This is a genomic window from Peribacillus sp. N1 (assembly GCF_054600815.1).
The window spans coordinates 24,242-44,125 of record NZ_BAAHZO010000004.1 but is presented as its reverse complement, the minus strand read 5'-3'; the positions used below and the strand labels follow the sequence as shown (position 1 = coordinate 44,125).

Annotated in this window: 23 protein-coding genes; 5 read left to right on the top strand and 18 right to left on the bottom strand. The window is 41.5% G+C overall.

The window, feature by feature from the left end; genetic code table 11:
- Positions 1-428: 428 nt before the first annotated feature.
- From ACYP5M_RS16085 to ACYP5M_RS16075, 3 genes are read right to left on the bottom strand one after another with little or no spacing between them, the layout of a single operon-like run.
- Positions 429-998: a nitroreductase family protein gene (locus ACYP5M_RS16085; RefSeq protein WP_101224992.1), complete on the bottom strand. Its 570-nt coding sequence runs from the start codon at positions 996-998 to the stop codon at positions 429-431.
- Between the two features lie 11 nt (positions 999-1,009).
- Complete coding sequence (locus tag ACYP5M_RS16080; protein WP_230177941.1) at positions 1,010-2,182, bottom strand: toxic anion resistance protein; 1,173 nt, start codon at positions 2,180-2,182, stop codon at positions 1,010-1,012.
- Positions 2,179-2,835, bottom strand: coding sequence for a 5-bromo-4-chloroindolyl phosphate hydrolysis family protein (locus tag ACYP5M_RS16075; protein ID WP_101224994.1), 657 nt, complete (start codon positions 2,833-2,835; stop codon positions 2,179-2,181). Before ACYP5M_RS16075 ends, ACYP5M_RS16080 begins: the two co-directional genes overlap by 4 nt.
- 359 nt (positions 2,836-3,194) lie before the next feature.
- Here ACYP5M_RS16075 and ACYP5M_RS16070 point away from each other — a divergent pair, with 359 nt between their 5' ends.
- A complete protein-coding gene (locus ACYP5M_RS16070; protein WP_434169595.1) occupies positions 3,195-3,527 on the top strand; it encodes a hypothetical protein in 333 nt (110 codons plus the stop codon).
- A gap of 337 nt (positions 3,528-3,864) precedes the next feature.
- Here the strand turns inward: ACYP5M_RS16070 and ACYP5M_RS16065 are convergent, their stop codons facing one another.
- The 3 genes from ACYP5M_RS16065 to ACYP5M_RS16055 are packed head-to-tail and all read right to left on the bottom strand — an operon-like array spanning position 3,865 to position 5,590.
- Entirely contained in the window at positions 3,865-4,092 is a 228-nt protein-coding gene (locus ACYP5M_RS16065; RefSeq protein ID WP_402905715.1) for a hypothetical protein, read from the bottom strand.
- Between the two features lie 47 nt (positions 4,093-4,139).
- Complete coding sequence (locus tag ACYP5M_RS16060) at positions 4,140-5,417, bottom strand: ammonium transporter (RefSeq protein WP_459735251.1); 1,278 nt, start codon at positions 5,415-5,417, stop codon at positions 4,140-4,142.
- On the bottom strand, positions 5,414-5,590 hold the full coding sequence (locus ACYP5M_RS16055; RefSeq protein WP_402944693.1) for a hypothetical protein: 177 nt from the start codon (positions 5,588-5,590) through the stop codon (positions 5,414-5,416). Before ACYP5M_RS16055 ends, ACYP5M_RS16060 begins: the two co-directional genes overlap by 4 nt.
- Before the next feature lie 492 nt (positions 5,591-6,082).
- Between ACYP5M_RS16055 and ACYP5M_RS16050 the strand changes: the two genes are divergently transcribed.
- From ACYP5M_RS16050 to ACYP5M_RS16035, 4 genes are all read left to right on the top strand, one after another.
- Complete coding sequence (locus ACYP5M_RS16050) at positions 6,083-6,286, top strand: DUF1657 domain-containing protein (protein ID WP_101224998.1); 204 nt, start codon at positions 6,083-6,085, stop codon at positions 6,284-6,286.
- Between the two features lie 234 nt (positions 6,287-6,520).
- Positions 6,521-7,525: a stage V sporulation protein AD gene (gene spoVAD, locus ACYP5M_RS16045; RefSeq protein WP_434168361.1), complete on the top strand. Its 1,005-nt coding sequence runs from the start codon at positions 6,521-6,523 to the stop codon at positions 7,523-7,525.
- Between the two features lie 229 nt (positions 7,526-7,754).
- Entirely contained in the window at positions 7,755-7,961 is a 207-nt protein-coding gene (locus ACYP5M_RS16040) for a DUF1657 domain-containing protein (RefSeq protein WP_459735250.1), read from the top strand.
- 30 nt (positions 7,962-7,991) lie between these two features.
- Positions 7,992-8,852, top strand: coding sequence for a DUF421 domain-containing protein (locus ACYP5M_RS16035; protein WP_459735249.1), 861 nt, complete (start codon positions 7,992-7,994; stop codon positions 8,850-8,852).
- Here the strand turns inward: ACYP5M_RS16035 and ACYP5M_RS16030 are convergent.
- The 12 genes from ACYP5M_RS16030 to gatC all read right to left on the bottom strand — a co-directional run bounded on the left by ACYP5M_RS16030 (position 8,849) and on the right by gatC (position 19,594).
- Positions 8,849-9,373: a YitT family protein gene (locus tag ACYP5M_RS16030; protein WP_230177945.1), complete on the bottom strand. Its 525-nt coding sequence runs from the start codon at positions 9,371-9,373 to the stop codon at positions 8,849-8,851. The genes ACYP5M_RS16035 and ACYP5M_RS16030 overlap by 4 nt on opposite strands.
- Positions 9,374-9,692: 319 nt before the next feature.
- Complete coding sequence (gene rlmD / locus ACYP5M_RS16025; RefSeq protein WP_101225003.1) at positions 9,693-11,063, bottom strand: 23S rRNA (uracil(1939)-C(5))-methyltransferase RlmD; 1,371 nt, start codon at positions 11,061-11,063, stop codon at positions 9,693-9,695.
- Between the two features lie 231 nt (positions 11,064-11,294).
- The gene (locus ACYP5M_RS16020; protein WP_157831128.1) at positions 11,295-11,477 is read right to left on the bottom strand and encodes a hypothetical protein; all 183 of its coding nucleotides are present in this window, start codon (positions 11,475-11,477) and stop codon (positions 11,295-11,297) included.
- A 38-nt stretch (positions 11,478-11,515) separates the two neighbouring features.
- On the bottom strand, positions 11,516-12,091 hold the full coding sequence (locus tag ACYP5M_RS16015) for a GNAT family N-acetyltransferase (RefSeq protein ID WP_101225005.1): 576 nt from the start codon (positions 12,089-12,091) through the stop codon (positions 11,516-11,518).
- Between the two features lie 62 nt (positions 12,092-12,153).
- Positions 12,154-13,068: a diacylglycerol kinase gene (locus ACYP5M_RS16010; RefSeq protein WP_101225006.1), complete on the bottom strand. Its 915-nt coding sequence runs from the start codon at positions 13,066-13,068 to the stop codon at positions 12,154-12,156.
- Positions 13,069-13,248: 180 nt separating this feature from the next.
- The gene (locus ACYP5M_RS16005; RefSeq protein WP_434168357.1) at positions 13,249-14,175 is read right to left on the bottom strand and encodes a LiaF transmembrane domain-containing protein; all 927 of its coding nucleotides are present in this window, start codon (positions 14,173-14,175) and stop codon (positions 13,249-13,251) included.
- Positions 14,172-15,236, bottom strand: coding sequence for a hypothetical protein (locus ACYP5M_RS16000; RefSeq protein WP_459735248.1), 1,065 nt, complete (start codon positions 15,234-15,236; stop codon positions 14,172-14,174). The genes ACYP5M_RS16005 and ACYP5M_RS16000 overlap by 4 nt, the downstream gene beginning before the upstream one ends.
- Positions 15,229-15,696 carry a hypothetical protein gene (locus ACYP5M_RS15995; protein ID WP_101225009.1) on the bottom strand — a complete coding sequence of 156 codons (468 nt, stop codon included), beginning with the start codon at positions 15,694-15,696 and terminating at the stop codon, positions 15,229-15,231. Before ACYP5M_RS15995 ends, ACYP5M_RS16000 begins: the two co-directional genes overlap by 8 nt.
- Positions 15,693-16,235 carry an RNA polymerase sigma factor gene (locus ACYP5M_RS15990; protein WP_232783007.1) on the bottom strand — a complete coding sequence of 181 codons (543 nt, stop codon included), beginning with the start codon at positions 16,233-16,235 and terminating at the stop codon, positions 15,693-15,695. The genes ACYP5M_RS15995 and ACYP5M_RS15990 overlap by 4 nt, the downstream gene beginning before the upstream one ends.
- A gap of 154 nt (positions 16,236-16,389) precedes the next feature.
- A complete protein-coding gene (gene gatB / locus ACYP5M_RS15985) occupies positions 16,390-17,817 on the bottom strand; it encodes an Asp-tRNA(Asn)/Glu-tRNA(Gln) amidotransferase subunit GatB (protein ID WP_101225011.1) in 1,428 nt (475 codons plus the stop codon).
- 13 nt (positions 17,818-17,830) lie between these two features.
- A complete protein-coding gene (gene gatA, locus ACYP5M_RS15980; protein WP_459735247.1) occupies positions 17,831-19,291 on the bottom strand; it encodes an Asp-tRNA(Asn)/Glu-tRNA(Gln) amidotransferase subunit GatA in 1,461 nt (486 codons plus the stop codon).
- Positions 19,292-19,303: 12 nt separating this feature from the next.
- Positions 19,304-19,594, bottom strand: coding sequence for an Asp-tRNA(Asn)/Glu-tRNA(Gln) amidotransferase subunit GatC (gene gatC / locus ACYP5M_RS15975; RefSeq protein WP_076372748.1), 291 nt, complete (start codon positions 19,592-19,594; stop codon positions 19,304-19,306).
- Positions 19,595-19,884: the final 290 nt, after the last annotated feature.

Below are 19,884 nucleotides of genomic sequence, written 5' to 3'. Positions count from 1 at the left end.
AAAGAAACCCTCACTCCAAAATGCTGTCCCGCCTGTTTATTGCCTTTAAGCTCCTCAACGAATTCAAGGTATACTTCCTGGCAATCACAAGTTTGATGCATGCAATAATAATCATATATCCAATACGATTTATCTTCGTACTTACTCTTTAAGGCAATGCCATCCTCAACGCCAAATACATCCAAATATTTTATCGCTTTTCCATCGAGTATCTCAAATGGATCAATCGTTCTCATCTATAGACACATCCTAATTCATCAAAATTTATTCTTCCTATGTATTGTACAACCTAATTCATCAATCGTCACTTGAAACGAAGCTTGGCAAAGCCAAATCCCCTTCATTAAATGCAGATTTAAGGAAGCCTTATTGAAGGCAATAAAAAAGCTGCATCAGTATCTATAAACTGATGCAGCTCCCTCAATCTTTCATCCGATCCATGTGGTCAATTCATCAATCGATGTTCTCTTGGCAGGTTTCGGCTCCATGTCAGGATAACCCAAGTATATGAAAGCCAATACCTCTCCCTTAGAGGATAAATTGAAAAATTCACGGACCTTTTCATGATACGTTATTTTCCCCGTTCTCCATACTGCTCCCAGACCTAGAGAATGTGCTGCAAGAAGCATATTTTGGATGGCACTGTTCACTGCCGCATATTCTTCTGTCACAAGGACATTATTCTTATCACTAGGCTCTATGCCCACTGCGATGATGACTGGAGCCCTTAATGGATTCTTTTTTTGCCGTTCGAGCTTGCTGATTAAATTTTCAGGGGTATCATCAGCATTTTCAATTCTTGTGATTTCTTCGAATACCTGGCCAAGTTTATTTCTTCCTTCTCCAGTCAATACAAAAAAACGCCAAGGTTCCGTTCGATGATGATTGGGTGCATACGTTCCGGCTTCGATGATTTGCTCGATCATTTCCTTAGGTACCGGATCTTGCTTTACGATTCCAATGCTTCGTCTCGTTTTTATAGCTTCGATAGTTTCCATTTTATCTCCCCTTATCCCTTTATCTCTAATAGTTTCTGTTTCAGCTCATTTTCCATTGATGCCAATTCCTGTTCGGCTTGCCGGCGTTTATGCCTGCCTTCTTCTTGAATCCTCATTGTTTCCTCAAGCGTGGAAATCAAGTTAGCTTGAGTTTTCTTTAATGTTTCGATATCGACAAGTCCGCGCTCATTTTCTTTAGCCGTTTCAATGGTATTCGTTTTCAGCATCTCGGAGTTCTTCAATAACAAGTCATTCGTAGTCTTGGAAACCTGTTTTTGTGCTTCTACAGCATGCCTTTGCCTGATTAGGGTCAATGCAATCGCAACCTGATTCTTCCAAAGGGGAATCGCGGTCATGATCGAAGATTGGATTTTCTCGACTAGTGCCTGATTCGTGTTTTGGATCAGCCTGATTTGCGGTGCGCTTTGAATCGTGATTTCACGACTCAATTTCAAATCATGAAGCCTTTTATCCAACCGTTCAGCAAATTGCAGCATATCATTGACCTCTTGAAACTTCATTTGATCATTGCTTGATTCAGCGGACTTCCTTAGCTCCGGAATCGTTTTCCCATGAATTTCTTCTAGTTTGATTTCCCCAGCTGCAATATAGACATTCAATGCCTGAAAGTAATCCTTATTCGTTTCATATAGCTTTTCAAGAATTACGATATCCGATAACAGGATATTCTTGCTCCGATCGAGTTTCACACTGATACGATCAATTTGGGCCCCTGTTTTTTGATACTTGGATAGAACCTCCTGTACAGATCCCGAGAGCTTCCCGAACATACGCGCAAAGAATGATGGCTTATCCGGTTTTAGCTCATCCGGGCTCAGCTCGTTTAACTTTTTCATTAAATCACTGATAATGTTGCCCACTTCACCCACATCTTTTTTCTGGACATGCTCAAGCATCGAATTAGAAAAGGTCAGGAGCTTTGATTGGGCGGGTGTACCATAGGAAATCATTGCCTGATGATTCGTTGGGTCGATTTGTTCGGCAAGCTGATAAGCCTTTGCCCTGTTCTCTTCAGGGATGACATCAATCAGCTTAACCGGTTTCGCTTCCTGTGAAGATGCTTTCTCCACCTCCTGCACCCCATCAAATGGATTGGCTAAAAGATCATCGATCAAACTGGCATCGTTCGTTTTATTCAACAGGTTTGGATCATTGTTATTCATTTTAACCTCCTGCTTTCATCAATTACTTGTGACTCTTTTCTCGTTTTAATGGATTGCTTAGCAACATCCAATTCGAAGTTAAGGTTATCGATATCATCCGCAATCACTTTATATAAATCCTTTTCTATCGTATTAGTGAGTTCCTTTAATGTTTTACGAGTCTCAGTTAAGGAGAGTTCGAGTTCCCTATTCTTTTTTGGCTGCTGTGCTAAAAAAACATACTTCTCCGCAAGCTCCATGGCGGAATCCAGATGCGAGTAATAAAATTGTTCCGCCTGGTAAAATCGCTTCGGTTCTTTTTTCGTCAGACTGTATATTTTCCTGATCATTTTAATCATATCTTTCCTCTGTTTGAAAGAGGAGATATGCCTGACCGAGATTAGTGCTTTTTGCACCCGCCAAATCTTTGGTTTTGCTTCAGTTAAATTTTTCTTTATATATTGATATTCTTTTCTCGTCAATTCATGTTTTTTGAGGTATCTGGATGAAAAATATACGGAACTTAGCCAGTATGCAAGCACCCCTCCTGCTAAAGATATGACAACGGACAGGGCAAACGGTTGATTCAATACAAAATAGCTAATTATCCAAACCGGCAAAACCATTGGAAATGCAATCAATATCGGAACAAAATCAGCAAGAAATCGATTCATAATCATTACACTCCTGACTTACACTCTTTTCTTTATATACGGATTATCCTTGGAATTGGTTTCAAGTTGGATAAAAGAATTTCTCCTCCCCTAAACGATATAGGAACCGGATGGTTTCTGCAAATTTATTGAAATTTTTTCTGTAAATTACCCCTTCTTCCCGCTAATATGGGCTAACGCCTAGTCACTTCACCGGAACTAACATAAGTTATAACGTATCCATCCTGATTTAAAAAGGAGTGTTGACCATGAATTCATACGGATTTTATCCTGTTCCACAACAAAATGGAAATCACCAGTACTTTCAGTCTAATTTTAACCCATATTTTCAACAGCCTGAACGATTTGATTATGATTATATGCCGCAGCAAGATTGGAACCTTCAGCAGGTACAAGAAAATCCATATAGCCAGGTGCCTGACCAATTCGATGTTGAAAGGCAGCCTCAACAACTTGAAAGAAGAGTCCGGGAACTTGAACGTCAAAACGAGCGTCAAACGAGGGAACTCAATCGGCAAAACCAAGAAATCACGCGGATAAACCGGGAAGTGAACCGCATTAACCAGGAAATCTCCCGGCTAAGTCAAGCAGACCAGCGACATACGAATAGGTTAAACAGGCTGAATCAAAGACTTCGGGCAGTGGAAAGAAACCTAAACATCCCCTTCACCGCGACAGATGATGGTTTTTAAAGATAGCAGGAGCTCATTATGGGCTCCCGCTTTTTTATTTTTCCATGCTTTTATCGAAGGCCTGGTAGTCAGTTAATAAAATTTAATCAAACGATTGATTAAATCTTTAAAGATCCGCTAAACCTTTGTCCGCGTTACTTAAACTCTTAAAAGAATACCTTTTCGTTTACAGTCATGTTTTCGCTGCCTTAAATGTTATTCCTGCTATCTTCTTTAAAAAAGCAGTTACAATTACTTTTGCAAGAGAAAATAGGAGTCAGATTCCCGCGCCCAATCCCTTAAATCGTTTAATAAGAAAAAACAAAAAAAACGGAAGTCATCCTCCGTTTTTTTCCGTTTACAACATTATCCGTTTCAACTTTTCGTTTCTTGATTCCTGTTCCTCCTGGGTAGACAAGTCATACTTCTTCAATAGATGAAAAAGTTCATTCAATGTTTCCTGCGAATTCCCTTTTTCCAGATATCGATCTAATGTTTGACTTATTTCGCTTGGTAAAAATGTCTTTTGACTTTCAAATTTCAGCCTGACATCTTGCTGCGAATGATTAAGATTGCATGCACCCATTTAAATTCACCTCTTACTTATCTTGATTCTATCTTGTATTATAGTCATTAACTTGTCAATTCTTCATCCTGCTTATAGTAGTCCTCGACCTTGATGAACTCCGGCGAGGTATGTGTGGCCATGATGCCATGATAACTGATATCCAATCCGAGTTCTTCTTCTTCTTCAGTGGATCTGATAGGCAGCCAAACATTTATAATTTTAAAAACGAACCATGTCAATGTAAAGCCCCAGATGCATAACACCACTAATCCTAATGTTTGAACTCCGAGCAAATGCCATCCCCCACCGGCGAACAATCCGTTTTCAGTGGAGAAAAGCCCTACCGCTATCGTACCCCAAATCCCTGATGCCGCATGAACAGGAAAGGCGCCAACCGGATCATCGATTTTCCGGGTTTCCAGCCAATTGGTCGCAGCTAACATCAACATTCCAGAAACTGCTCCAATCAACAATGCCGAAAGATCACTAACGAATGCACAGCCAGCCGTAATCCCGACAAGACCTGCAAGTGATCCATTGATGACGGAAGGTGCATCCGAGCGTCCATATCTAAAAAGTGTATAAAGCAAGGTCGCCGCTCCCCCTGATGCAGCTGAGAGCATCGTGACAATTGCAATATGGCCAATGCGTCCATCAGTAGCTTGCAAGGTGCTTCCAGCATTAAACCCAAACCAGCCAAACCATAAAAGAAATGCCCCAACAGATGCCAGTGGGAGATTGCTCGGCAGTGAAATGGAGCTAGTCCCCCGTGAAGTGAATTTTCCTGCTCTCGGCCCGATTACAATGGCGGCCGCAAGTGCAGAAAAACCGCCTAGTGCATGTATGACTGCTGACCCTGCGAAGTCCTGCATGCCCAACACGCTTAACCAGCCACCACCCCATACCCAGTGACCGGCAATCGGATAGATGAATGCCGTCATCATTACTACAAAAATAAGATACGCCCGAAAATTGATCCTTTCTGCAACGGCTCCCGAAACGATGGAAACGACCGCGATGACGAATGCCCCTTGAAATAACCAAAATGCGTCGATGGAAATCGTAAGGTCTATATGCGACAAATCACCTTTCAGCAGAAAGCCGCTTGCTCCAATAATTCCAAATACATCCGCTCCATACATTAAGCCAAAACCAACGACGAAATAGCAAAGCGTTCCAATCGTAATATCGGCAAAAACCTTCATGATGATGTTCACATTATTCTTCGTACGGACGAACCCTGCCTCCAATAAAGCAAACCCGCCCTCCATCAATAGAATCATGGCTGCTGTCAGAACCACCCAAATCGTATCCAAGCCAGCGTTTAACGTTTCTAGAGTCATCTTGGGGTTCCCTCCGCTTTCTGCCAGGCCATTATTTCTTTAATGATGTCTGATGGTAAATTAATTTCCCGTTTTTCCGGTTCAGCTTCAAGTAAACCGATCATCTCATTTAAAAAAGCGACCTTCTGTTTTATTTTCTCGATTTGTTTATATCTATCTTTAACATTCACCAAATGCTCAACGGCCTGGTGGTGACTTGGAGCACGCCCTGTAAAAAAACGTTTAAATGGTGATAGGGATTGATACCAAGCTTCCTCAGCTCTTCGTTTTTGCTCATATTTATGAATTTTACCTTTAATCGATTCAATTTCCGACTCTTGGTTGCTTTTATGGAATAGCAGTCCTTTTACAACTTCTTCAGATGAAATTTCAAAAACAACTCTACTATATAAATCATCATGAATATAAATGTCATATCACCTCACGTAGTCACGTTATGTTTTCTAATTATATTAATAATTCTGAATTCAGTCAATAATTAAGAAATAAAAACCACTTTGCGTAATGAATGATATTAACCTCACTTTTGTCTGTTGTCCTTCATTAATCAAACGTTTGATTAATGGACTGAGATAGTTAACTCATCCAGATAAATATTGGAAGGTATAAATAATCATTTTTTTCTTACTCTAAACAAGAAGATATAAACTAGGGAGGTCCTATATATGACAGTAATAAACGATGTCAAAACAACATTAGCCGGGCTGAAAAGTGCTCAAGCGAGCTTTGAAACCTTCGCCCTTTCAACAGATAATGAGCAAGCCAAACAACTGTACCAGCAAGCTGCCCAACAAACACAAACGATTGTGGACAGCATCACTCCTCGCATTGAAGAGATTCAAAATGAGGAACCTCAATATAAGCAATAATCATTCATATAAAAAAGGGTGGTTAAGGCAACCAGCCCTTTTTTGTATCCATTCATTTCTTTTCTATATCAAGCGTTTTTCCGTCCTTACCGGACTTATGGTGTATTGAATTGGCGGTAATGCAGCTATATCTGTTAGGGAACGGCACCAATATATTCAAATTGGCGAATCATTTATGTTAATACTTGGTTTTACCTTAGCACTGACAATACTCATACATTGGGGTGGTTTATAATGCTTACGGGGCATCGCACATGGGTGTTTGATCAAAAGCCTGTCATCGTCTCCACAGGAACTGTCGGCGGTCCATTTGAAGCAGACGGTATGCTTGCGGATGATTTTGATCTTCTCCATTCCGATTTATGGATAAATCAAGATACCTATGAAAAGGCACATAAAGTCTTATTGGAAGAAGCGAGCACAAAAGCAATCGAAAAGGCTGGTCTTCAGAAGGAACAGATTCAATTTTTCCTTGGAGGCGACCTTATCAATCAAATAACGCCTACCAGTTTTGCCTGCCGAACACTGGGAACGCCTTATCTCGGTTTATTTGGCGCCTGCTCCACCTCCATGGAGGGATTGGCGCTTGGTGCTTATCTTGTCAATACCAAAGGAGCAGAGTATTTATTGACAGGTGCATCAAGTCATAACGCCGCAGTAGAAAAACAATTCCGATACCCAACTGAATACGGAGGGCAGAAACCTCCAACAGCCCAATGGACCGTTACAGGAGCCGGCGTGGCTTTATTAAGCAGCGCCGGGGAAGGACCAAGGGTCACTTCAGCTACGATAGGCCGTGTCATCGACATGGGCCTCACTGACCCTTTCAATATGGGAGGTGCCATGGCCCCGGCCGCCGTGGATACGATTGAAGCCCATTTAAGAGAAAGAAACCTCGACCCATCCTATTATGATCTGATAGTGACCGGGGATTTAGGGAAAATTGGACATGGAGTTTCTCTGGAATTATTTAAGAAACATGGTACGCCGATTAAAGAGGAGCAATATAAAGATTGCGGTTTAATGATATACAGGGATGGTCAACCGGTCCTGTCCGGGGCAAGCGGCCCAGGGTGTTCCGCAACCGTCGTTTATGGTCACTTATTGAATCGCATGAAAAAGGGAGAAATAAAACGATTGCTCGTCGTGGCTACAGGTGCTCTATTATCTCCCCTTTCCTTTCAACAAAGTGAGACGATTCCATGCATTGCCCATGCCGTATCGATTGAATATGAGTAACCACAACCATGATTTACTTGTGTAACGGGACAGATAAGATTTGAAGTATACAAACAGACGCCTGCTCATACCGGATGAACATTCTGCGGAGGTGGTTTCGGAAGCGTTAGCGGATGCGGAAAAGACTGGATTGTTCGGTTGTTGCCGCTCGCATGTTTGAAGTAACCGGTGCATGGATAACAACCTGGAGGGTTCCGACCCATAGACCTAAAGATTAGGAGGATGCTGCATGACGATAGCTTCCAATGTAAAGCAATGTGTATCTAGCCTAAAAGGAGTTGAAGCAGGTTTATCCAGCTTAGCACTCCGGACTCAAGACGATAAATCTAAACGCATCTTACATGAAACGATGCTGGTGGTGAATGAAGTTATTAAGGATGTACAGAAGCGCGTAGGCGAGTTAGAAAGGGAAGAACCGCAATATAAAGGTTTTTAATGACCATGATCAAGCAGGAGGTGTTTGGTAATGCCGGGTTGGATAGAAATTGTTTTGCGTTCATTTTTCTTTTTAATTGTTCTTTTTTTGATCACTAAAGTGTTAGGAAAAAAACAATTGTCCCAGCTCTCCTTTTTTGAATATGTAACGGGCATAACCATTGGTAATGTTGGGGCAGAATTAGCTACAAAAGTGGAGGGCAATATTATACATGGCGTACTGTCCATTCTCGTTTTTGCCATAGCACCCTTCATTGCAGGTTTAATATCCTTAAAAAGTAAAACTTTCCGTGATCTTGTGGAAGGAAAAGCATCGGTTTTCATCAAAGATGGGAAAGTCATGGAAGATAATTTAAAAAAAGAGAAATATACCATCGATGAATTGTTAGGATTGCTCCGGAAAAAGGATGTCTTCGATATTTCTGAAGTTGAGTTTGCCTTATTGGAAGCCAACGGGGATTTTTCCGTAATGTTAAAGAAGCAAAATCAACCTATAACAGCCAAGGACCTTAACTTGTCTGTAGCTGCAGTAAAGGAGCCACAAACCATCATTATGGACGGCAGCATACTTGATGAACCACTTTCCACGATTGGTCTGAACCGAAATTGGCTTCATACTGAATTGGATAAGCTGGGTGTACTCCTAGAAAATGTGTTTCTTGGTCAAGCTAATTCTAACGGAGAATTAACTGTGGACCTTTATGATGATAAGCTTAAAGTTCCTTCCCCTCAAGAAAAACCTCTTTTGCTCGCGACCTTAAAAAAATGCCAAGCGGACTTAGAGTTGTTTGCCATTGGAACTGAATCAAAGGAAGCTAAAGAGATGTTCAGCAAAAATAGCGAAAAGCTGCAAAGGGCAATAGATGAAGTCGCCTATATCTTAAGGAACTAATCATTCCTTACTTTCATAAGCGATGTGATCAGTCCAATGATGACTATCGTCACACATGAAAAAAGAAAAATTTCGATCCCTAAGGTAAATGCTGCAGCTGAAATGATTAGTGTATCTATGACGATAATCGCCAAAGCAATATCCATGGAAGTAGATTTTGAGATGATTTTAGCTAACATATCCGTTCCCCCGCTGCTTGTCTCATATCGAAGCATGAGTCCTATGCCCATCCCTATGATGGCACCGCCAATCAAAGAGCTTGTTAGTATCGAAATGGAAAAGACCTTTTTCAATGGATTAAGCCAATCCATAAAAAGGGATGTCAAAAGCAATCCGTGTACGCTGCTATAGAAAAAAGGCCGTTCATAGTACCAGGCATATAAAAATATAGGAATACTAAGGATCAACATGGATAGCCCCGTTTGAAAACCAAAGAAATAATGAAGGATAAGTGCAATCCCAATAACGCCGCCATCTATTAAATGATGGGGAACTAAAAAACCATTGATTCCAATGCCCACCAAAAAGCTACCAACAATTACAGCCACCGCTTTTTGAAAATTAATAAAATCACCTTGCCTTCCAATCCATATATTCCTTACTATATGTCCAAGTCAAAGCGTCAAGAATAAACATGAAAAAAAAAAATCTCCCTCCCTTCCCTTCAAACTAATTACGGTAAAAAGGTCCCAATCATTTAGACCGGGACCACAGTTTGTAGGGAAAAGCGCGTCTAGGGAGACCCGCGGAAAGCGAGTGCCTTTAACAAAAATCAACGTCCAAATTGTACAAGCCATAAAAAAACTGTAGGCCCAGTCAATTAGACCGGGCCACACTCATTCATTTCAACTCTAATAACACTACATTTTCAACATGTGTCGTCATTGGGAACATATCGACAGGCTGGATATCAACCGCTTTATATCCGCCTTCTTCCAATATATGAAGATCACGCGCTAAAGTGCCTGGGTTGCATGATACGTATACGACTTTGTTAGGTTTCATCTCGATGATCGTATTCAGAAGGGATTCTTCACAACCTTTGCGAGGCGGATCCACAACGATGACATCCGCAGTGTTGCCCTTTTGATACCATTCAGCAATAACGTTACCTGCGTCGCCGACCATGAATTCTGCATTTGAGATTTCATTCAATTCAGCGTTGCGGCGTGCGTCTTCTATCGCATCTTCGACCACTTCGACACCGATTACTTTTTTCGCTTTTTTAGCTAAAAATAAAGAGATGGTCCCAATGCCGCAATAAGCATCTATCACCGTTTCTTCACCCGTCAGCCCTGCATATTCAAGAGCTTTATCATAAAGGACTTTAGTTTGGTCTGGATTGATTTGGTAGAAGGATTTTGCTGAAATCGCAAACTTCACATCACCGATCATATCATGAATCACTTCGTCGCCCCATAGTACAGTCATTTTATCGCCCAAGATAACATTCGTTTTCTTGGAATTCACGTTTTGAACAATGGATTTCACTTGCGGAAGACGTTCAACGATTTCCTTCACGATGGTTTCGATGAAAGGAATACTTTTCGTTCTTGTAACAAGAACAATCATTAATTCGCCTGTTTGCTTGCCATAACGGGCCATGATGTGCCGTAAAACACCTTTATGTGCCTCTTCATTATAAGCAGGAATACCAAGTTTACTGAAAATCTCCTTAACAACTTGAACGGCTTCATTGATCACTTCATTTTGGATAATGCTTTCTTTCGTTTCAACAATTTCATGTGTCCGCGGTTTGAAGAATCCAGCTATTAGCTTGCCATCCTTTTCACCAACAGGTACTTGCGCTTTATTGCGATAGTGGGTTGGGTTCTCCATCCCGATGATCGGGTGAACCTTCGCATCCTCAAGTTTCCCGATTCGTGTCATCACTTCACGCACTTGCTTTTCCTTGAATTCCAACTGTCCTTCATAGCTCATATGCTGCAGCTGACAACCACCGTATTTAGGGTAATCTTCGGTCGTGACCTCAACACGGTATGGACTGTTTTCGATAATCTCCATCAAACGGCCGAAGCCATAACCCTTATTAGCTTTCATCACTTTAATTTTTGCTTTTTCACCTGGAAGGGCGCTCTGAACAAAGATCGGGTAGCCATCGACTTTAGCGACGCCAGCCCCTTCATGTGTTAAATCTTCAAATAAAACCTCTATAATATCATTTTTAGCAACTGGTGCTGTTTTTTTCATATCATCTTCTCTTTTCTTTTTTATGCTAGCCTGTATTTTACCACAATAGAGGCCTTGTCACAAAACCACTCACCAATTTACCTTGGTTTTCATAAAAATATAGTGGAAGGAATTACGGATTTTTCATAGTTCCATGAATAAAAGTTCACTAAAAAAAGAAAAATAAGGAAAAACAGATGAGGTGAGGAAATGGGTTTATTTAACTCTATATCGGCCTGGAATGCTACAAGGTTAGAAAAACATCGTGCAAGTATGGAGGAAAAAGGCCTCTGTCCAGATTGTTACGGACGTGGATACAGCTCCTTCGTACCTACGGAATATCATTTTTCCGATATACACGACTGTCCCGGCTGTAATGGCACCGGCGCTTACGCTGATTGGGCCGCCATGAATGGACAGCAAATGTAATCGCATACAGTGCCATATATTAAATGAGTAAAAAGGACCCCCTGTTAAACAGGAGGTTCTTCTATTTCCTTTACCATATAGCGAAATTCATGACCGCTAATCGGAATGGTTTTAATTTCCACATACCCCAATCTGCCATAGAGACGATTCGCCGCTTCATTTTCCTTTTCAACAACCAAAGAAACCCTTGGATATCCCTTATGTTTAGCATATCCCTCAACATATTGAATCAGTGCACTGCCAATACCTTTTCCTTGAAAATCCGGGTCAACGGATACTGTATCCAAATAAAAGTCTCTCATTTCCGCTTCCTTATCGAGCGTAACGCTTGGGTCTTTCATCTTCATCCTTAATTGTTTCACTATCGGTTCATCCAAGCTTTCGGCATCCTTGCCATGGTAAGCAATGATCAATCCAGATACTTGTCCATCATGTTCACTGACAAGCGTATTTTCATAGCTGACCCGATTCCCACTTTTCCTGAACAAATCGGCAAGAACGGAAAGTATCTTTTCTTCTTCCGTTTCACCAGTCAAAACCTCTGCAATTTCCTTAATCGCTAACCGGGTCAATACGGCTGCCTTTTTTGCATCGTCCGGTGTCGCTTTCCTGATATACATGTTTGTAATTCTCCTTGCTATATTAAACTGAAAAGGCCACCAGATTCAGTGGCCACTTCAACCTATTTATTTGCCGGATCATCCGGCAGTATTCCTTGCGGGATGAATACATCAAAATGGCGGTACTGATTTACGAATTCAGCTGGGGCCATCCCGCCAAATTCCCCATCCAAGTTAAGCATCATGTCCTTTTTGGCATGTACTTTAATTCGATTGGCTTTTTCATAAATGACGTTTTTATCATGTATATGTTCACCGCGCATTGCCAATGTTGCGACACGGACAATATCAGCGAGGTTTGCCTTTTTCAAAATAAGCAACGTGAACATTCCATCATTCAAAGAGGCGTCAGGAGCCAGTTTCTCGAAGCCGCCGACCGAATTCGTGTTAGCCACCAAGAAAAGCATGATCTCTCCTTCAAAAAGCTTTCCATCATATTCAATAGAAACTTCCGTCGGCTTAATTGAAGGAAGCATTTCAATTCCTTTAATATAGTAGGCTAGCTGACCAAGCATGGTTTTCAGCTTGATTGGCACGTCGTAGGTCAATTCGGTCAATCTGCCCCCGCCAGCAATATTGATGAAATACTTATCGTTCATTTTCCCGATATCGACCGGCATCGTATGCCCACCGGCTATAATTTCGGCCGCTCCTTCGATCGACTTCGGTAAATGCAGCGCCCGGGCGAAATCATTGGTCGTTCCCGTCGGAATGATTCCTAGTTTCGGACGTTTCTCTGCAGTGGCCAGTCCATTAACAACCTCATAAATCGTACCGTCGCCCCCTGCTGCAATAACTACATCATAGCCGCGTTCAATCGCTATCTTAGCCGCTTTCGTCGCATCCCCGGCACCGGTCGTCGCATGTGCAGAAGCTTCATAACCAGCTTCTTCAAGTTTTGCTAGCACACCTGGCAGGCTCTTCTTAATGGCTTCCCGGCCCGAAGTCGGGTTGTAAATCAACCTTGCTCTTTTCATTTCCCATCATCCTTATACATATTGATTCCATAATTTACATCTTAATCCTTCGTTACATGAAAAGCAATATTCGAAAAAAAGAGGACCGTATTTCGGTCCATATCTTTTACATTTTACTAGAAATCGCATCAGGGAAAATTATAATGCTTTTTACAATTTTATTCTAGTAAATGATTTCAATCATGGATATTGAACGTTCACGTTAAATGTATCGGTAACCATTAAAGTATGTTTCCCATCACCAGTATTGAATATCCCATTCTTTTTTACAATGCCTTCATCACTTGTTCCTTTTTTCACTTCAGTCATCTTCCAGCCACTCTCGGGGCCTTCAAGTTCCTCGACCCCTCTAGCATCTATCTTGATATCACTATTTTCCTGAAGGACTACACTTAGGTTTCCGCTGTCCTTCACACTCCAGTCATTCAAGAGCTTTCTAGGCTTCAAGACAAGATCGGTACTTTGTCCGTCAATTTCCACTGCCAATTCAGCAGGGATTATAAGGGTTGCCTTAAGATTCCTTGTACCACTGTCCAAAAGTCCATTTTGACTCGGTAAATCCTTGAAGCTAATATAAAGAGTATCACCATTTCTTTCAACAAGTAAATAATCTTCCGCTTTGTTCAACAATGAATCATCATCTTCCATTACCCGCTCACCATATGTTCCAAAAACGGAAACTTCTTCGTCCTTACCACTTTCAATTGTCAATGGGTATGAACCAGTGTCCAGGACAACTCTCTGTATGCCCTTTCCTGCCTTTTGATTGAAACCAGGCAAATTGACCGTTTTCTCTTCACTATTAACGGCAGCCCTAACTTGATCCAACAATCCGCTGGATGTAAGCAGAATTAAAACTATTCCCGTCGTTCCAAGCAATCCAACGAAAAGAATGCTAAGAATATCATACTTTACAAAAGAACTTTCTTTTCTGGAAAAATAAATATAAAAGAGAATCTCTGCACCCAAGATAATGAACAGCAACGGCCACCACGATAGCAGAATCGTCGTCAAATTCATATCCGAAATTTGAGAAACGAGTAAAACAAAACCCAAACCAACCAGGGAGATCCCCATTGAAATCGTTCCGACTCTCCATGTTCTCATTTAGTCTCCTCCTCGACTCTACCTTTTTTACTTCCCGACAGCAGTTTGATTCCCCCGCCTATGAGAAGGATGCATACAAGTCCTTTTTGAAAATAATCTCTAAACCAATACTCCAAGTTGTTTCCAATCCATTCATCCAAATGAGGGGCAATGGCCGGGACGATTATATTACTGGCCAAGAAATAGATTCCAATTCCGACCAACCCCAATCCTAGCCATTTTTGGTGATTGACCATACCCGAAATGATGGGCGTATCTTCTACTGGTCCCTCTTCCATTTTCGAGGCTTTTTGCAATCCATCAAAAAAACTATAAAACCAGATAATCGGAATAAGGAAAAAGAAGAAACCTAACCGGAGTAAATCCAGTATGTAAATGGCGAATAAAAAGCCGGCCATCAATTGAATTCCACGTTTTTGCAGCCCCAAATATAAGTGACCTGCACCAGGAAAAATGGCGAGTAAAGTCGCGACCGATTTACTCTTCTTCCCGGATTCCCTTCTCTCCTCAAAGTCTTCCAAAACGGTCCGATCGATAAGCTCCTCACCTCTTTGCTTTTTATTCAGCTGTTGAACAGAATCAAAAAAGCTGTAAATCCAGATAACAGGCAATAATGCCATGAATATCAACAGACCTTCCAATTGTGTCATCACACTGATGAATACAACCATGATGCCAAGGCCTAAAAAGCCGATGAGAAAAATGAGTCCCCGATTCATGAGACCCAGCTGAAAATGCCCTAATCCTGGAACGAATGACAGGATGATTACATAAAATCTTTCCGTCTCCGGCTGATCGGCCCCTACATTCTCTTCATTTTTAGGATTCCTCAGTGAGGTGACCACCAAATCAAATATACTGATGAAATAAAACACCATTCCAATAACGGAAAAAGCCAGAAACGCATCCGATTGACTGACCAACGAAAGAAATAGACCTCCAAGCCCCAATCCAGCCGTTGCAAGAAAATAAAATAACCCTTTATATTTCCTTCCTAGGTAAAAATGTCCGAAACCTGGCAGAAACGATAATAAAAAAGCTAATACCGGACTTTTATTCATTTCTAAACCCCTCCTTATTCTTCTTTTCGATTGTGTCCATCCAATTAAATGTTTTATCAATAAGTCCATCGGTTAAGGACTGCGTTTCCCTTCCGCTGCTTGATTCCACAGAATCCACGTATTCCGTCAATGATTGAAATACTCCGCCTGCCATCAATAAAATGGTAAACCCGGCCGCGATCAGGTAATGTCTTGTAATCGTCCGAAGTGATTTCTCTTTTCGGTGTTGTTTAGCCTCTTCACCAGAACCTTCTTTCAATCGGCTAATCGAGTCCATGACCGGACCTGCAATATCAAATCCTTCGATGTCCAGACTGGTTTCTTCTTTTTCCATCGCTTCCATATAGGCGGACAAACACTTGTCACAGGAGTATAGATGATTTTCATATTCAATTTTTAGAGCCTCTGGTATTTCATCTGCCAAATATGCAACCCATTCTGCTTCAGGAACATGATTCACGAAAAATCCTCCTCTTTCCAATGTTTTCTCATCCAATTTCTTGCCCGATATAGCTTTACCTCGACAGATTTCACTTGAATATGCTGTTCCTCTGCAATTTGCTTGAATGTCTTTTCCTTTATGTAATAGCTATATACAACATCCCGATATCCCTCTGGAAGGTCATTCAGCTTCCGTAATACTTGCTTTCGCCTTTCATTCCGAAAGAAAACCGCCTCGACATCATCCGTTAAGCCCAAATTAGCTTCCGATGAATGTTCTTCCTGCAATTCTTCCTTTTGGCGTTCCCTCTTTCTCTTTAAATCGATTGCATGATTTACCGCAATTCGGGTAATCCAGGTTTTGAAACCTTGGTTCTTATATTGAGGAAGAGAGGTGTAGATTTTGATAAAGACTTCCTGGGTAACATCTTCTGCATCCTTTTGATTCCGCAAGACGGAATAGACGGTCCTATAAATCGTCTGTTTATATGTTTCAATCAACATTCGGAATGCATGATCATTCCCAGCCCTTACCTTCTCAACTAACTCATCCGTCACTTCTCTTCCTCCTTTCCTTTTAATCATTCATGTAATAGACGCACAAAAAGGAGTTACCCCTACAGATAACTCAAAAATTTTTTCGTTTTTTTACAGTAAAATCTTTTCTTAATCAAGAGAAAACCGTACCACTTTAAAAGTGATACGGTCAATATTAACGTTTATTGATTTCTTCCACCAAAATTTTATTAACAAGCTGTGGATTGGCTTGTCCTTTTGTCGCTTTCATGATCTGTCCGACAAGGAAGCCGATTGCTTTTTGTTTACCGGCCTTAAAATCTTCAATTGATTGCGGGTTATTATTCAATGCTTCTTCAACGGCTGTACGCAATGCGCCTTCATCGGAAATTTGGACTAGTCCCTTCTCCTTGACGATCGTTTCAGCATCCCCGCCGTTTTCAATCAATTCTTTGAAAACTTTTTTAGCGATTTTAGAAGAAATCGTGCCATCTTCAATCAGCTTGATCATTCCAGCCAACGATTCAGCAGTCAATTTGACTTCATGCAGCTCTTTACCTTCTGCATTCAAGAAGGCGGAAACCTCACCCATGATCCAGTTAGATGCCAGTTTTGCATCAGCTCCTGAAGCGACTGTCGCTTCAAAGAAATCAGCACTTTCTTTCGTTACCGTTAAAACGGCTGCATCATATTCAGGTAAGCCAAATTCTTCGACATAGCGTTTTTTCCGGGCATCCGGAAGTTCCGGAATCTCGGCAGCGATACGCGCTTTCCATTCTTCATCGATATGGATTGTCAATAAGTCCGGTTCCGGGAAGTAACGGTAATCATCGGAGCCTTCCTTAATTCGCATTAGTACCGTTCTGCCTGTAGCTTCGTCGAACCGGCGTGTTTCCTGTTCGATTATGCCGCCTTCATTCAAGATTTCCGCTTGGCGGATTTCTTCATGCTCCAACCCTTTGCGGACGAAGTTGAATGAGTTCAAGTTTTTCAATTCGGTTTTCGTACCGAATTCTTTTTGGCCGACAGGTTTCAAGGAAATGTTGGCATCACAGCGAAGTGAGCCTTCTTCCATTTTACAATCGGAAACGCCGGTGTATTGAATGATGGATTTCAATTTTTCCAGATATGCATAAGCTTCTTCTGGGGAAGTGATATCCGGTTCGGATACGATTTCAACTAGAGGCGTACCTTGGCGGTTATAATCACAAAGTGAATAGTTCCCTTTATGTGTCAGCTTTCCAGCATCCTCTTCCATATGAATGCGGGTAATGCCAATTTTCTTTTTCTTGCCGCCCACCTCAATCTCAATCCAACCATGCTCACCGATCGGCTGATCGAATTGTGAAATTTGGTATGCTTTAGGATTGTCCGGGTAAAAGTAGTTTTTCCGGTCGAATTTCGTAATCTCCGCCACTTCGCAATTCAGGGCAATTGCAGCCTTCATTGCAAAATCAACAGCCTTTTTATTGACGACAGGCAATACACCTGGGTAGCCTAGGTCGATTACAGTCGTGTTACTATTTGGAGCGGCACCAAAATGATTTGGGCTCGCTGAGAAAATTTTAGAATCCGTTTTTAATTCTACGTGTACTTCTAGACCAATCACCGTTTCAAAGTCCATTTTTTTTCACCCCTTACAGCTTAGGAAATTGTTTATGAAAATCTGTTGCTTGCTCAAATGCGTGAGCCGCGCGGTAAATCGTGCTTTCATCAAAATGCTTACCAATCATTTGCAGTCCAAGCGGAAGACCATTCGCTGCGAATCCACATGGCACGGATATACCCGGTACACCAGCAAGATTGACTGGAATCGTCAAGATATCATTCGCATACATCGTTAATGGATCGTCGACTTTTTCACCAATTTTAAATGCAGGCGTAGGTGTAGTCGGCCCAACGATGACATCGTATTTTTCAAAAACATCTTCAAAGTCTTTTTTGATTAACGTACGTACTTTTTGAGCCTTTTTATAATAAGCATCATAATAACCTGAACTTAAGGAGAAAGTTCCAAGCATGATACGGCGTTTCACTTCGTCACCGAATCCTTCTGCACGGGTTTGCTTATACATTTCTATAAGTGTTTCTGCATTATCTGTACGGTGTCCGTAACGCACACCGTCAAAACGTGAAAGGTTAGCCGAAGCTTCCGATGAAGATAGCAGATAATAGGCAGCTAAAGCATATTTGGAATGCGGCAAGGATACCTCTTCCCATTCAGCTCCAAGCCCCTCTAATACTTTTAATGCTTCAAGTACGGAATTACGTGCTTCTTCACCAACGCCTTCACCAAGATATTCCTTAGGCACAGCTATTTTCAATCCTCTAACATCGCCTGTTAATGAATTCACAAAACTCGGCACGTCAACATTGGCAGAGGTCGAATCCATTGGATCTACACCTGAAATCGCTTCAAGCAAATAGGCGTTATCTTCAACCGTTCTTGTAACTGGCCCAATTTGATCCAGTGAAGACGCAAATGCTACTAGTCCGAATCGGGAAACCCGTCCATATGTAGGTTTTAAGCCGACAACTCCACAATAGGCAGCTGGTTGGCGGATCGATCCACCCGTATCGGAACCTAAAGAGAATAGGACTTCACCGGAAGCGACAGATGCAGCTGAACCGCCCGAAGAACCGCCTGGCACATATTCCGTGTTCCAAGGGTTGCGTGTTGCCTGAAATGCGGAGTTCTCATTGGAAGAACCCATCGCAAACTCATCCATATTCAATTTCCCGATCGTAACCGTTTCTGCTTTCTGTAGCTTTTGAACAACGGTTGCATCATAGATTGGATCAAAGTTCTCCAAAATTTTGCTCGCACAAGTCGTACGCAAATTTTTAGTGACAATATTATCCTTCACTCCGATTGGCATACCAAATAAAGCGCCTTCGTTCTCGCCTTTTACCAATTGATCATCCAATCGTTTTGCTTGATTGCGGGCGTTTTCTTCATCAAGTGTCAAAAATGCCTTCACCTTGTCCTCTACTTGTCCGATTCGCTTATACGATTCGTTAACAAGATCAGTGACACTTATCTCTTTCTTATGTAAGCGTTCATGAAGCTCAGAAACCTTTTGTTCGAACAACGACATCATTGTCCCTCCTTATTCAATTATTGATGGTACACGGATATATCCTTCTTTGCTATCCGGTGCATTTTTAACTACTTCTTCAACTGGCAATCCCGGTTTTGCGACATCTTCGCGCATAACATTCTTCATATCCAAAACGTGAGAAGTCGGGTTTACTTGATCCGTATCAAGCTCATTCAACTGCTCCGCGAATGAAATCATTTGGTCAAGCTGATGCTGAAACTGTTGTGCTTCTTCTTCCGTAATGGCCAAACGAGCCAAATGGGCAACGTGTTTAACTTGTTCCATAGAAATACGTGACATTCTCTTCACCTCCGAAAAAATATCCAAATCGACTGAATTTCGTCGCTTTTCTCCATATAATCATCGTTTAAATCATATCAAACTATTACACAGTAAAGCAACAAGAGATACAATGTCGAAATTCAATTATTTCATAAGGAAAAAGAGATATTTTCCGGGAAATATGGGAAAGTTGCCGGAATTTCCGGGGAAATGACAATAAGTCCTTTAAAATTCGACAAATGTTCCCTTTTTAAAGCAGTTGCTCCCTAAGATGGAAGGGTTTACTTCCTGTTTAAAGGTTATTTTGG